General features: G+C 67.9%; 12 protein-coding genes. 4 read left to right on the plus strand and 8 right to left on the minus strand.

Annotated elements, in window-relative coordinates:
• Positions 1-45: 45 nt before the first annotated feature.
• Complete coding sequence (locus tag ACNUDN_RS26650) at positions 46-477, plus strand: Rv1352/Rv1906c domain-containing protein (protein WP_419124687.1); 432 nt, start codon at positions 46-48, stop codon at positions 475-477.
• Entirely contained in the window at positions 474-1,712 is a 1,239-nt protein-coding gene (gene lipE, locus ACNUDN_RS26655) for a lipase LipE (protein ID WP_419125327.1), read from the plus strand. The genes ACNUDN_RS26650 and lipE overlap by 4 nt, the downstream gene beginning before the upstream one ends.
• Here the strand turns inward: lipE and ACNUDN_RS26660 are convergent.
• From ACNUDN_RS26660 to ACNUDN_RS26675, 4 genes are all read right to left on the minus strand, one after another.
• Positions 1,700-2,812, minus strand: a complete 1,113-nt coding sequence (locus tag ACNUDN_RS26660) for an ABC transporter substrate-binding protein (RefSeq protein WP_419124688.1) — start codon at positions 2,810-2,812, stop codon at positions 1,700-1,702. The genes lipE and ACNUDN_RS26660 overlap by 13 nt on opposite strands.
• Positions 2,809-4,569 carry an ABC transporter permease gene (locus ACNUDN_RS26665; RefSeq protein WP_419124689.1) on the minus strand — a complete coding sequence of 587 codons (1,761 nt, stop codon included), beginning with the start codon at positions 4,567-4,569 and terminating at the stop codon, positions 2,809-2,811. Before ACNUDN_RS26665 ends, ACNUDN_RS26660 begins: the two co-directional genes overlap by 4 nt.
• Positions 4,566-5,675: an ABC transporter ATP-binding protein gene (locus ACNUDN_RS26670; RefSeq protein ID WP_419124690.1), complete on the minus strand. Its 1,110-nt coding sequence runs from the start codon at positions 5,673-5,675 to the stop codon at positions 4,566-4,568. The genes ACNUDN_RS26665 and ACNUDN_RS26670 overlap by 4 nt, the downstream gene beginning before the upstream one ends.
• A gap of 154 nt (positions 5,676-5,829) precedes the next feature.
• On the minus strand, positions 5,830-6,963 hold the full coding sequence (locus ACNUDN_RS26675) for a PrpF domain-containing protein (RefSeq protein WP_419124691.1): 1,134 nt from the start codon (positions 6,961-6,963) through the stop codon (positions 5,830-5,832).
• A gap of 141 nt (positions 6,964-7,104) precedes the next feature.
• Between ACNUDN_RS26675 and ACNUDN_RS26680 the strand changes: the two genes are divergently transcribed.
• Positions 7,105-8,004, plus strand: coding sequence for a LysR family transcriptional regulator (locus tag ACNUDN_RS26680; protein WP_419124692.1), 900 nt, complete (start codon positions 7,105-7,107; stop codon positions 8,002-8,004).
• On the opposite strand, the gene ACNUDN_RS26685 is transcribed toward ACNUDN_RS26680, so the two are convergent.
• The 3 genes from ACNUDN_RS26685 to ACNUDN_RS26695 are packed head-to-tail and all read right to left on the minus strand — an operon-like array spanning position 7,949 to position 10,784.
• The gene (locus ACNUDN_RS26685) at positions 7,949-9,103 is read right to left on the minus strand and encodes an FAD-dependent oxidoreductase (protein ID WP_419124693.1); all 1,155 of its coding nucleotides are present in this window, start codon (positions 9,101-9,103) and stop codon (positions 7,949-7,951) included. The two genes, ACNUDN_RS26680 and ACNUDN_RS26685, sit on opposite strands and share 56 nt — an antisense overlap.
• Positions 9,100-9,996: a DUF1295 domain-containing protein gene (locus ACNUDN_RS26690; RefSeq protein ID WP_419124694.1), complete on the minus strand. Its 897-nt coding sequence runs from the start codon at positions 9,994-9,996 to the stop codon at positions 9,100-9,102. The genes ACNUDN_RS26685 and ACNUDN_RS26690 overlap by 4 nt, the downstream gene beginning before the upstream one ends.
• On the minus strand, positions 9,993-10,784 hold the full coding sequence (locus tag ACNUDN_RS26695) for a glutaminyl-peptide cyclotransferase (protein WP_419124695.1): 792 nt from the start codon (positions 10,782-10,784) through the stop codon (positions 9,993-9,995). Before ACNUDN_RS26695 ends, ACNUDN_RS26690 begins: the two co-directional genes overlap by 4 nt.
• Positions 10,785-10,814: 30 nt before the next feature.
• On the opposite strand from ACNUDN_RS26695, the gene ACNUDN_RS26700 reads away from it, so the two are divergent.
• The gene (locus ACNUDN_RS26700; RefSeq protein WP_419124696.1) at positions 10,815-11,975 is read left to right on the plus strand and encodes a zinc-binding dehydrogenase; all 1,161 of its coding nucleotides are present in this window, start codon (positions 10,815-10,817) and stop codon (positions 11,973-11,975) included.
• Between the two features lie 15 nt (positions 11,976-11,990).
• Here ACNUDN_RS26700 and ACNUDN_RS26705 read toward each other — a convergent pair whose 3' ends face one another.
• Positions 11,991-12,737: an ABC transporter ATP-binding protein gene (locus ACNUDN_RS26705; RefSeq protein WP_419124697.1), complete on the minus strand. Its 747-nt coding sequence runs from the start codon at positions 12,735-12,737 to the stop codon at positions 11,991-11,993.
• Between the last annotated feature and the right edge of the window lie 15 nt (positions 12,738-12,752).

Genomic DNA, 12,752 nt, shown 5'->3' on the forward strand with positions numbered 1-12,752 from the left:
GCGGCGGGTTCTCACCCGCCGCCGCAGCACTTAGACTGACTTCCTATGAGGCTGACGAAAGCTACCGGCGTGGGAGCGGCCATGCTGACGGGCTGGTTAATCGCCGCAGCACCGGCCGCCGCTCAGCCCGCCACTGATGCCGCGCCCGTCGACGGGGCGAGGACCACGATCGACACCAACGGGTCGTATGCGGTCGGCACCGATATCGTCCCCGGCGTGTACCAGTCCGCGGGGCCGGTGGACGACGGCGCGTGCTACTGGAAACGCACCGCCGGTGACCAGTTGCTCGACAACAGGCTGACCAAGAAACCGGCGTTCGTCGAGATCCTGCCGACCGACACCACCTTCACCACCAGCGACTGCCAGGTGTGGCAGCTGACCAATGCGCCGATGCCGCCACAGCCCGGACCCGGCGATCTGCTCGGACAGCTGACGCAGGCGATCGGCAGCGGCATGTTCTCCGGGGGGCCGCGCTGACCGAGGACGGCCGGATCGACGTTCCCACCGACCTCGACGCGGTCACCACGAGGGGATCCGAAGACCACGCCGCCATCGACCCCGACGCTGTCGAGCGGGTCTGGCAGGCCGCCGTGCACTGGTACCGCGCGGGGATGCACCCTGCGATCCAGCTGTGCCTGCGCCGCGACGGCCGGGTGATCCTCAACCGCGCCATCGGTCACGCCTGGGGCAACGGCCCCCGTGATGCGCCGGACGCCGAGAAGATCCCGGTCACCACCGAGACTCCGTTCTGCGTGTACTCCGCGGCCAAGGCCATCACCACCACGGTCACTCACCTGCTCGTCGAACGCGGACAGTTCTCACTGGAGGACCGCGTGTGCGATTACCTGCCGACCTACACCGGTCACGGCAAGGAGCGCACCACGATCCGCCACGTGCTGACCCACAGCGCCGGCATCCCGTTCGCCACCGGCCCGAAGCCTGACCTCAAGCGCATGGACGACAGCGAGTACGCGCGCGAGATGCTGGGCCGGATGAAACCGGTGTACCCGCCCGGGATGGTCCACATCTATCACGGTGTGACGTGGGGGCCGCTGATGCGCGAGATCATCCACGCGGCAACGGGTCGCAACATCCGAGACATCCTCGCCGAGGAGATCCTCACCCCGCTGGGTTTCCGCTGGACCAACTACGGTGTTGCCGCACAGGATGTTCGGCTGGTGGCACCCAGCCATGTCACCGGGCGCCCGCTACCGGCCCCCATCGCGAAGGCTTTCAAGGCCGCGGTCGGTGGAACACCGCAGCAGATCATCCCGTTTTCCAACACCCCCGATTTCCTGACCGGCGTGATCCCGTCGTCGAACACCGTGTCCAATGCCTACGAGCTGTCTCGCTTTGCAGAGATGCTCTGTCGGGGTGGGGAACTCGACGGCGTGCGGGTGATGTCGGCGGACACCCTGCGCGCCGCGACCGCCCAGGCCCGCCGGCTACGCCCCGACCTCGCGACCGGATTGCAGCCCATGCGGTGGGGTACCGGCTACATGTTGGGCTCCAAGCGCTTCGGACCGTTCGGCCGGGACGCAACCGGTGCGTTCGGGCACACCGGCCTCACTGACATCGCGGTCTGGGCCGACCCGCAGCGCGCGCTGTCGGTCGCGGTGGTCAGCAGCGGAAAGCCCGGGCCCCATCGCGAGGCGAAGCGCTACCCACAGCTGCTGGACCGGATCAACGCCGAGATGCACTACTCGTTGTAACCAAAGATCGCGTTCCATGCCTTCTGATCGTCCGGGGCGTGGGTTATCGAGTCTGCCGGTGTGATGCGATGCACCCGCGGATCGTCGAAGTCAGGCAGCTGCACACCCCGCACATGCGGCGCAGGAATGTCGGAGCGCACCGAGTACTCGCCGATGTCGCGCAACACGTTCTGGCCCCGCTTGGCCAGGTTCCAGTTCATGAAGACCTTGGCCGCAGCATCATTGTGAGCTGTCGACGCCAGACCCGTGTAGTAGTCATAGGCCGTGACGCCTTCCTCGGGGACGACGAAGGTCACCGGCGCGTTCTCGTTGATCGCGATGTTCACACTGCTCACCACGACAGTGCCCGCCGTGATCTCGCCACGGGCCAGGGCATCCAGCTCGGCGCCGAGGGAATCGAAAACCCTTGTTCCGCTTGCATACTCTCGCAGATAGTCATCACCGAGGACTTCGCGCTGGAATCGGGTCAACGCGAGCGCACTGCCGCCGGCACCCGCCTGGGCGATCCCGAGCTTGTCGTCCCACTGCGGTTCCAGCAATGACTTCCAGGTGCGCGGCGCTTCGTCGGCATCCACCATCGCGGTGTTGTATCCGAAGGTGTAGATCGGGTCGAAGGTGCGGTAGTAGTTGCCGCCGTCGAAGACGACGTCATCACGCAGGTTTGTCGCCGTCGCGGGCGTGTACGGGGCGAACACGCCGCGGCGGCTGAGCCCAGAGACGAACCCCGCGTCGGAGATCCGCACCACGTCGGCATTGAGCTTCCCGGCGCCGTATTCGGCGACCAGGCGTTCGTACAGGCGATTCGGGGTCAACCGGATCAGCTTGACCTCCAAGCCGGTGTCGGCCTCGAATTGCTCGAGGACCGTCGCTTCGCTGTCCTGCGTGTAACCGCTGTAGAGCACCAGACCACCTTCGTCCTGCGCCTGCTGCCACATCTGGGGATCGGCGATGGTCTCACCGTCGATCACGAGGGCCCCGTCGCGCTGGATGGATTGCGCCGGACTGGCGAGCGGCGGGGCCTCCGGCGGCGGCGAGCAGGCCGCCAGGGCACCGACGACCACCAACGCAGCCAGGCCTGTTCTCCACGCTTTGCCGATCATGAGATCTCCTTGGAACCGAAGCGACGGGCCAGCAGTGCCAGCACGGCGATGACCGCGCAGTAGAGCAGGCTCAGTTCTGCCGCCGACTGAAACGATCCGTTGTCGTAGGCGTCGAAGATCGCGATCGACAACAGGCGGGTGTCGGAGGTGAACAGGAACAGTGCTGCGGTCAGCTCGCGCATCGAAAGCATCAGCAGCAGAAGGAACGTCGATGACAGGCCGACCCGCAGCAGTGGAGCGGTGACGAAAGTGATAGCCCGGTGGCGGCGCGCGCCGAGCATGATGGCGCTGTCCTCGAGATCCTTGTCGAGCTGGATGATCGACGCCGAAACTCCACGGTAGCCCTGAGGGAGAAAGACTGCGACGAACGCGATGACCAGCACCGCCAGCGTGCCGTACACCGGGATGGGCAACGCCAGCCAGGTCCACAGCAGACCCAGCCCGAGCACGATCGCCGGCACCGCGAGCGGCAGCATCGCCACGTATTCGAGCAGCTTGCGGCCCGGCGCCGTCGTCCGGTAGCGGGTGTAGGCCAGGGCGAAGCACAGTGCGGTCCCGATCGCGGCGGTGGCCACACCGACCACGACGCTGTTGATCACCACGTCATGAAAGTCCGGGCTCGTCACCGTCTGGCCCATCCCCCACAGCGACAGCGCACCCGGCCGGGTCAGTTGACCGAGGTCGGCGACATAGGGACTGGTCTGCATCGCCGCGACCACCAGGGCGCCCACCGGCAGCACGACCGCCAGCGCGAAATAGGTCCACGCGAAGGCCGCGGCCGGGATGCGCCACCCCCGCAGCGGTACCAAGCGGGCGCGGACGCCCTTCCCACTGACGGTGGTGTACTGCTTGCCGCCCATCGCACGCTGCTGGAACGCCACCACGACCACGAGCAGCACCGTGAGCACCACGGCCACGGCGGCCGCGTCGTTGGACCGTGCCGGTGAGGCGTTCATCAGCCGGTAGATCAGGGTGGGCAGGGTGTCGACACCGCCGGGCACCCCGATCACCTGGGCGACCGGGAAGTTCTCCACCGTGAGGGCGAACACCAGGATCGCCGAGCCGAGGATCGCCGGCATCACCAGCGGGAATGTGATCCTACGCAGCATCTGGCTGACCCTGGCACCGTGCAGGCTGGCCGCATCCTCGAGGTCGGGGTTCATCAGTGACAGCGCCGAATGCACCATGAGGAACGGGTACGGCGCGTAGTAGAGCCCCAGCACCAGGACCATTCCGGCGAAGCTGTAGATGTTGACCAGGTGCGGCAGGCCGATCGCATTCAAGGCCAGGTTCACGTAGCCCGTGGCGGGCCCGCCCAGCAACGCCCAGGCCAGAGCGCCGACGAGCGCGGGCAGGAACAGCGGCACAATCGCTATGCCGTACACGAACTTTCGTCCGGGAACGTCGGTGCGCGCCGCCAGGAAGGCCAACAGGCAGCCGATGATCAGCGCCACCATCGACGAGCAGATCCCGACGGCAGCAGAGTTGAGCAACGCCGTGCGCGCGGTGCCCGAGCCGAGGACACTGAAGTTGTCGAGGGTGAAACTGCCGAAGTCGAACAGTGATTCACGATCGGAGTCGGTGGTGAAGGCCCCGGCCAGAATGAACAGCATCGGGCACAGCACGATCACCGTCAGTACCGCGAGCTGCAGGAGCACCGGGATCCAGCGACTCAGGCGCCGGCGAGGGTTGGGCACCTGCACGTCCAGGTCTCCTGAGGCGGGCGGCGCGGGCCGCGTTGTGGTGGGTGCGCTCATGCCGTCACCGCCGGAGGGGAGTCGACGCGATCGTCGACGAGCACCTGCGCGGCGCCGGGACGTGCTGTGACACAAGCCGTCTCCCCGATGCCGAGAACAGGACTGCCGTGTCCGGTGGCGATGGCCTCGATCTCCGGGCCGTGGTCGAGGGTGACGCGGTACCGGATCGACGCACCCTGGTAGCTGGCGACCTCGATACGGCCGGTCCAGTGCTGGCCGTCCGGCCTGGGCTCCGACATTCCGCTGACCAGAAGATCTTCCGGGCGCAGGCAGACGATGGTCGGTTCAAGACTTGCCGAGGCGCGGCCCACATCCACGCTGATCATCGGATAGTCGGCCAACCGGAAGCCGTCGACACCGGCGACCCCGCGGAAGATGTTGCCGATCCCCAGGAAGTCGGCGACCGACGCGCAGACCGGGTTCTGGTAGATCTGCTCGGGAGAACCGATCTGGACGATGCGGCCCTTCTGCATCAGCGCGATCCGGTCCGCCAGGGCGAACGCCTCGATCTGATCGTGGGTGACGTAGACGGTGGTGAGTCCCAGTCGCAACTGCAGTTCACGCAGCTCCATCCGGAGCCGTTCACGCAGCCGTGCGTCGAGGTTCGACAGCGGCTCGTCGAGCATCAGCACGCTCGGCCGCATGACCAGGCTGCGGGCCAGCGCGACGCGCTGCATCTGTCCGCCGGAGAGCAGGCTTGCGCCGCGGGAGGCGAAGTCCCCGAGGCCGACGAGATCGAGCGCCTCCCCGACACGGGCAGCGGTGTCGGATCGGGAGACCTTCTGCATCCGCAGCGAGAACGCGACGTTCTCGAACACGGTCTTGTGTGGCCACACCGCGTACGACTGGAACACCATGCCGACGTTGCGCTTGTAGGGAGGAACCGACTTGCCGGTATCGCTGTCATGGACGACACGGTCACCGATCGTGATGCGGCCGACGTTCGGTGTCTCCAGCCCCGCGACACAGCGCATGGTGCTGGTCTTGCCGCAGCCGGACTGGCCGAGTAGCACCAACGACTCGCCGTCGTTGATCTCCAGGTCCAGGTCCTTGACGACCGTGTTGCCTCCGTAGGCGAGGCTGAGGTTCTCGATCGTGACTTTCATGGCGTTCCTTCGTTTCTCAGATGACCCCGTCCGAGGTCGCCGGTCGGTGGTTGACGGTGCGTCGTGGTGCGGGCTGCGGCCGGCCGGCTCGGCGTGACTGCGGTCTCTGCCAGTATCTGCAGTTCGGCGGCAATCGATCCGGCAAACGGGGTAATCACGGCGCCCCGGCCAGCACGGCGGACGGTTCGGCGACGAACAGCTCTGCGCTGGCGATGCGCCGGGCCGCCCGTTGCAGGCTGACCGACGTGACGGCGCCATCGGGCTGTCGGGCGAACGTCGCGCTGACCACTCCCGCCGCAGTGCCGATGCGTAGCCGTCCGGTTGTCGGTGCGGCGATCTGCCGGGCAACGGTGCTGCCGGCGACCGCGGCCGCGGCGACGACCGCAACGGCCGAGGTCAGTCCGATGGTCGGATGCGGGGCCATCATCGAGACCATGCGAACCGACACGTCGTAGTCGTCGGCGCCGACGGTCAGACCCGTCGCCGTCTGGTATGCGAGCGCCGGTCCGACCACTCCGACCTTGGGGACGGCGTGGGTGACAGGGTCCTGCGGATCGGCCAGGCCCATGGCCAGCGCCGCCTGCCTACGCAGTTCGATCAGGACCGGCAGCCGCTCCGCGAGCACTTCGTTGCCCTCCGCGCCGGTCATCCCGAAGTCCCCGGCGTCGAACAGCGCCGCCGGCGCTCCGGCAGCGACCAGGGTGCCGGCGTGAAGTCGGCCCGCCGCCTCCAGAAGGTCTGTGGGACGACCGCTGGGCAACATCGACGCTGCGGACGCGGCCACCGCGTCGAAGGTCAAGGTGACGGGGACGCCCAGTGCGGTGGTGCCGGGCACCGCGGCGGTGCCCTCGGCGGGAATCCGGGCGTCGGCGGTGTCGATCTCGGCGGTCAGCACGGCCCCGGTGTTCTGGTTGCGCATCCGGATGACCGTGGTGTCGGCGGCTACCGGAACCAGCCCGGCTTGCAGCGCGTACAGACCGATCGCTGTCGCACAGTTGCCGCAGTTGCTCCCCCACTCCACGGCGCGGCGACCGATCGCCACCTGGGCGAAGAGGTAGTCGATGTCGATGCCGACGACGGTCGAGCGGCGGACGATGGCTGCCTTCGAGGTGGTCGAACTGCCACCGCCCACCCCGTCGAGCTGTGCCGGGTCGCCCGACCCGAAGGCAGCGCTGAGCAGGCGGTCGAGGTCACCGTCCTGCCGGACGTGAGGGTCGACGTCGACGGCGTTGAACAGCCAGCACTTGCTGGTCCCGCCGCGCATCCAGGTGCCTCGCAGTGTGAGCATGTGTGGCGAACCTTCCCAGGACGTTTGGTGTGGCGTGATCCCGGTCACGAAAGCCCGGTGATTCGAGGGTGCACCACGTTCAGCCTCGAGAACAATCTCGGAAATATCGATGTCCCTTAAGCTGAGCTATACGCTCAGTCGATGAGCGATCTCGATCCCCGGCGCATGCTGTTGCTGCTCGACGTGGTCAGGGCGGGATCCCTCACCGCCGCGGCGGCAAGGCTCAGCTACACCACCTCGGCTATCTCCCAGCAGATTGCGAAGCTCGAATCCGAAGCAGGACAACCTCTCCTGGAACGGCACGCGCGCGGGGTGAGGTTGACCGAAGCCGGCTCGGCACTGGCCATGCGCGCCGAGCGCGTCGAGATGCAACTGCGCGCGGCCCGCAACGAGCTCGACGACATCGCCGGCCTGCGGTCGGGAACCGTCCGTCTCGGCACCTTCCCCACCGCGGGGGCCGGCCTGTTGCCCCGCGTCGTGAAGGAGTTCAAGGCTCACCATCCGGCCGTGTCGCTGACGGTCCGCAGTTCACGCTTCGCGGCTCTGCGTGCGATGCTCGAGGCCCGCGAGATCGAGTTGTCGCTGCTCTGGGACTACCACTGGGCCCAGGTCGCCGACGAGGAACTGACCGTCCAGGAGCTTCTCGTCGATCCGCCTACCCTTCTGGTGTCAGCGCACCACCGCCACGCCGGCAGGTCCTCGCTGGACATGGCCGAGCTGGCCGACGAGCAGTGGATCACCCGCGAGGACGCCCATCCCGTCGGGGAGGCTCTGCAACGCGCCTGCAGCGCAGCAGGTTTCACACCATCAGTGGCTTTCGCAGCCAACGACTACCAGGAGGCACAGGCGATGGTGGCTATCGACCTGGGCGTGTCGATGGCGCCCCGACTGGCGCTGTCCAACCTCCGCGACGACGTGCGGGTCGTCGCGCTGCGCGGAGCTCCGTCACGTCGGATCCTGTTGGCCCACTTGGCCGAGCACAGGCTCACCCCTGCCGAATGCAAGCTGTCGGAAACGTTCGTCGACGTCGCGCGGATCTGATCCCGCGGTAGATGCCCCACCGCACGATCACGGGCATCAGCACCCGCTCGAACGACCAGGCCGGGAACCGGAACGCACGCCCGTTGGGCGTGAACACCTCCAGGCCGTCAGGCTGGATTCCCAATACCGAGCCCCAACGACGCTCGGGCGCACGGTAATCCCGCATCCGCCCGCCGTCGAAGAAGGCGCGCACGTTACGGGCGAGCAGCCCGTCGGCGCGATTACGGGCGGAGCTGCGCAGCGGATCGGTGGCGGCCACGTCCCCGATCGCGAACACCTCGGGGTGCGCGGGTACCTGCAGCGTGGAGGTGACACGCACGAAGCCGTCCTCGTCGAGCAGTTCGGCGGGCAGCCATGCGGTGTTGGGCCGCACCCGCCCGATCGCCCACAGCACCACATCGGCCGACGAGGCCGGCTGACCGGTGCTCCACCGAACCACGCCGGTGGTCAGCTCGTCGCCGGTGAAACCCGGCTCCAGCTCGGCCCGATGTCCGGGCCGCAGCACCACCCCGGCGTCGTCGAGCCTGCGCCGAACCGTTTCCCACGTCCGCCGATGATGGCCGGCCAGTGCGCGTTCCCCCGGGAAACACAGCTCGACCCGGGTGTCCGGCCACGCCGCCGCGATCTGGGCCGCACTGCTGACCGCGGCGGCTCCACCCCCGACCACGATGACAATCCGTGCGGCCGCGAGCTTGCGATGCGGGCCGCGTAGCTCGTCGTCGATCTGCGTCGCGGTCTGCAATGTGGGGCGCCGCCAGAATCCATTGGTGACACCGGTGGCGATGACGAGGGCGTCGTAGTCGACATCGGTGGCCGTGCCGTCGGGCAGTGCGACCGCCACCGACCGGGAGTCGAGGTCGACACCGGTGAGGATTCCGTGCACCGTCTGCACCCGGTCCAATCCGCGGAACCGGCCGAACGACACCCAGTTGTGCCGCGCCCAGTCGTCGGGCCGGGCCAGCCGCCAGCCGAGCTCCTGTCCGCTGACCAGGCCCGGTTTGGCCGAGATCCCCACCACCTGCGCGTGCCTGGCAAGCTTGATGGCGGTCAGCACCCCGACGTCACCGAGCCCGGCGATGACCACCCGCCTGCCGGTCATGCACCCACCTTGGTCGGCGGCTGCTTCGGCCTGCGTGGCACGAACCGCGAAACACGTTCGACGACCGCCTGATAACCGGGGCGACGCTGCAGGCTGCGAGCTTCCATCATCGGGATGCTGGCACCCAGGAACATCGCCAGCATCGCCGCCGCGCCCAGGAACACCCACCATGCCCCGGGGGACGCGGCGATGCCGAACAACGCCAGCGCGAACCAGAACCCGAACTCCCCGAAGTAATTCGGGTGCCGCGACCAACTCCACAGACCGCGATCCATCACCTCACCGGGACGCCGCTGTGCCACGAACCGGTGCATCTGCAGATCGGCGACGAACTCCAGCGCGACCGCCGCCATCCCGAGGACGAAGGCGAGCACCACCAGCCAGCCGATGACCGGTCCCGACGCGGTGAGCACCACGTAGACCGGAAGCATCGCCAGGAACACCTGCACAGTGGGGATCAGGTGGATGGCGATCAGATCGGCGACGAACTCGAAACGGCCGGCCCGTTCCCGGAACATCGGATAGCGCCAATCCTCGTGGTGCAGACCGGGAAAAGCATAGATCCAGTTACCGGTGAGCCGGACCGCCCACACCACCACCAGCACGGCGAGCAGCCAGGTGACCCAGGTGGTAATGCCGCTCTGGTACCACCAGTAGAACAACAGCAGGGGCGGGATCACGCTCCAATACGCGTCGTAGAAGCTGGAGTTGCGGTAGACGCGGCTGAAGCCGAACACCACCAGGGTCGCCACGACGTCGGCGATGAAGGTGTCCAGCCAGAGCCGTCCGGTGCCGGGACCCCACAGCAGCCAGGCGGCAGCCGCGGCGACGGCGGCCACGTACGCGGCCGCGACGATGGTCAGCGAGCGCGTCTTGTTCGGTGTCGCGATCATCCGGCGAGCTGCACCCGGAAAGTCTTGGGCCAGTCCTTGCCGGTGAGCAGGAACTGGGTGCCCTGCACGTGGGCGATACCGTTGAGCACCTGGGCACTCGGCGGGATCCCACGGTCCCGCAGCCCGGAGGCGTCCACGACGAGATCCACCGCCCCGCCTGCGGGATCGATGCGCACCAGATTGTCCGACGGCCAGAGGTTGGCCCACACCTTCCCGCCGACACACTCCAACTCGTTGAGCCCGTTGAGCGCGCGCCCGTCGCGGGTCACGTCGATCGCACCGGTCTCGGCGAAGTCGGTGGGGTCGTGGAACGTCAGGCGGTTGCTGCCGTCACTGCGGATCAGCCGCTCCCCGTCATAGCAGAGCCCCCAGCCTTCGCCGCTCACCGGAACCTCGCGCAGCGGTGTCAGGGCGGCCTTGTCCCATTCCACCGCGACGCCGTCCCGGTAGGTCAGCTGCCAGATCCGGTCCCCGACCACCGTGATGCCCTCACCGAAGTAGTCCCCGGGGATGTCGACAGCGCGCATCACCTCGCCGGTGCCGGGGTCGAGTTCACGCAGCTGCGACTCTCCCGCCATGCCGGTGCCCTCGTAGAGGATCGGGCCGCTGATCTCGAAGCCCTGGGTGAAGGCGTCCGGATCGTGTGGGATCTCCTCCAGCACGACCGGCTCGACCACCGGCACGGTGGGTTCGGCGTGCGTCACAGGTGCCACCACACCGGCCACGGTCCCGGCCACCACCAGGGTCGCGCCCGCACCCAGGGCAGCCCACATTCGCGACTTCGTCATATCGACGTTCTACCGTGCGACGATGGCCGAATGAAAGCGGTCAGTTGTCTCAACGGTGCTCTGGAGGTCGTCGACCTCCCCTCCCCGCGGCCGGACGAGGGACAGCTGGTGCTCGATGTGGTGCGCTGCGGCATCTGCGGATCGGACCTGCACGCCAAGGATCACGCCGACGAACTGACCGACGTGATGGCCGAGGGCGGCTACCACGACTTCGTCCGCAGCGACACCGCGGTCGTGATGGGTCACGAGTTCTGCGGGGTGGTCGCCGAGCGAGGACGCAAGGTGGGCAAGGAGTTCACACCGGGCACAACGGTGGTGGCGTTCCCGCTGCGACGTGCCGCGGGCGGCGTGCACCTGACCGGGCTGTCACCGCTGGCGCCGGGCGCCTACGCCGAGCAGGTGGTGACCGAGGCCGCGATGACCTTCGCCGTCCCCAACGGCCTCGATCCGGCGATCGCGGCGCTCACCGAGCCGATGTCGATCGCGCTGCACGCGGTCAACCGCAGCGAGATCGGCCGCCGCGACGTCGCGATCATCATCGGGTGCGGCCCGGTGGGGCTGGCGATCATCTGCCACCTCAAGGCGCGCGGGATCCGCACGATCGTGGCCAGCGATTTCTCGCCGGGCCGGCGTGCGCTCGCGACGCGGTGCGGCGCCGACATCGTTGTCGACCCTGCGCAGGAATCACCGTATGAGGCGGTGCCGGCCAGACAGCGCGGCTTCACCGAACTCCCCGCGCTGTTCGAGCTCGGTGTCGGGTCGATGGAGAAGCTGCGCAAGGTCCCCGGTTGGTCGCACGTCTACCGGCTCGCAGACCGGCTGGGTGGGACGGCGCCGAAGCGACCGGTCATCTTCGAGTGCGTCGGGGTGCCCGGGATGATCGACGGCATCATCTCGGCTGCGCCGCTGGCTTCGCGGGTCATCGTGGTCGGTGTGTGCATGGGTCAGGACACGCTGCGTCCTGCGATGGCGATCGGCAAGGAGATCGACCTGCGGTTCGTGTTCGGTCAGACACCGCTGGAGTTCCGCGACACCCTGCACATGCTCGCCGACGGCACGCTCGACGCCTCTGCGCTGGTGACCGGCACGGTCGGCCTCGGCGGCGTGGCAGCCGCGTTCGAGGCGCTCGGCGAGCCGGAGACGCACGCCAAGATCCTGATCGACCCGGCAGGCACCGTCACCACCCCCTGACCAGACCGCTCTGACTCAGACCCCCGACCCGACCGCCTCGAGTGCTTCGAAGCGGGCCAGCACCTCGGCCTGCAGGACCGCGACAGCGGGATCGGAGGCCCGGCGCGGGCGGGCCAGGTCGACGTCGATGATCTCGTGGATGCGTCCGCCGGGTTCGAGCACGACGATCCGGTCCGACAGTTGCACAGCTTCGGTCACATCGTGGGTGACGAACATGACGGTACGGCGCGACTCCAGCCAGATCCGCTCCAGGTGCTCGCGCAGGGTTCGGGACGTCATCGCGTCGAGATGGCTGAACGGTTCGTCCATCAGCAGCACATCAGGTTCGACGGCGAACGCGCGCGCTATACCGATGCGCTGCTGCTGACCGCCGGACAACTGGGCGGGGAAGCGGTCGGCGCAGTGGCCGAGCCCGACCAGGTCGAGGTAGTGCCGGGCGCGCTCCTGCCAGCCGGCCCGCTCATGCTGGACGAACCCCAGGTTCGCCAACACCGTGCGCCACGGGAGCAACCGCGGATCCTGGAAGACGTACCCGACCCGGGCGTCCCGTGCGCCGGCACGCAACCGGACCGCACCGGCGGTGTGAGTTTCGATGCCGGACACGATGTTGAGCAGCGTGGTCTTGCCGCTGCCCGACGGGCCGACGATCGACACGAACGTCTCACCGGAGATGGTGAGGTCGACTCCGTCGATGACGCGGGTGACTGCGCCCTTACGGTCGGTGAATTCCTTGACCAATGACTGGATTTCGATGGATGCCACGAGTTGTCTCGCTTT

It is taken from the genome of Mycobacterium sp. smrl_JER01 (assembly GCF_048513595.2).
In the GTDB taxonomy this organism is placed as follows: domain Bacteria; phylum Actinomycetota; class Actinomycetes; order Mycobacteriales; family Mycobacteriaceae; genus Mycobacterium.

Bases quoted from the DNA above. Each gene is read 5' to 3' on its own strand.
- ACNUDN_RS26650 (WP_419124687.1), top strand. From the start codon at position 46: ATGAGGCTGACGAAAGCTACCGGCGTGGGAGCGGCCATGCTGACGGGC.
- ACNUDN_RS26660 (WP_419124688.1), bottom strand. From the start codon at position 2,812: ATGATCGGCAAAGCGTGGAGAACAGGCCTGGCTGCGTTGGTGGTCGTC.
- ACNUDN_RS26665 (WP_419124689.1), bottom strand. From the start codon at position 4,569: ATGAGCGCACCCACCACAACGCGGCCCGCGCCGCCCGCCTCAGGAGAC.
- ACNUDN_RS26670 (WP_419124690.1), bottom strand. From the start codon at position 5,675: ATGAAAGTCACGATCGAGAACCTCAGCCTCGCCTACGGAGGCAACACG.
- ACNUDN_RS26675 (WP_419124691.1), bottom strand. From the start codon at position 6,963: ATGCTCACACTGCGAGGCACCTGGATGCGCGGCGGGACCAGCAAGTGC.
- ACNUDN_RS26680 (WP_419124692.1), top strand. From the start codon at position 7,105: ATGAGCGATCTCGATCCCCGGCGCATGCTGTTGCTGCTCGACGTGGTC.
- ACNUDN_RS26685 (WP_419124693.1), bottom strand. From the start codon at position 9,103: ATGACCGGCAGGCGGGTGGTCATCGCCGGGCTCGGTGACGTCGGGGTG.
- ACNUDN_RS26690 (WP_419124694.1), bottom strand. From the start codon at position 9,996: ATGATCGCGACACCGAACAAGACGCGCTCGCTGACCATCGTCGCGGCC.
- ACNUDN_RS26695 (WP_419124695.1), bottom strand. From the start codon at position 10,784: ATGACGAAGTCGCGAATGTGGGCTGCCCTGGGTGCGGGCGCGACCCTG.
- ACNUDN_RS26700 (WP_419124696.1), top strand. From the start codon at position 10,815: ATGAAAGCGGTCAGTTGTCTCAACGGTGCTCTGGAGGTCGTCGACCTC.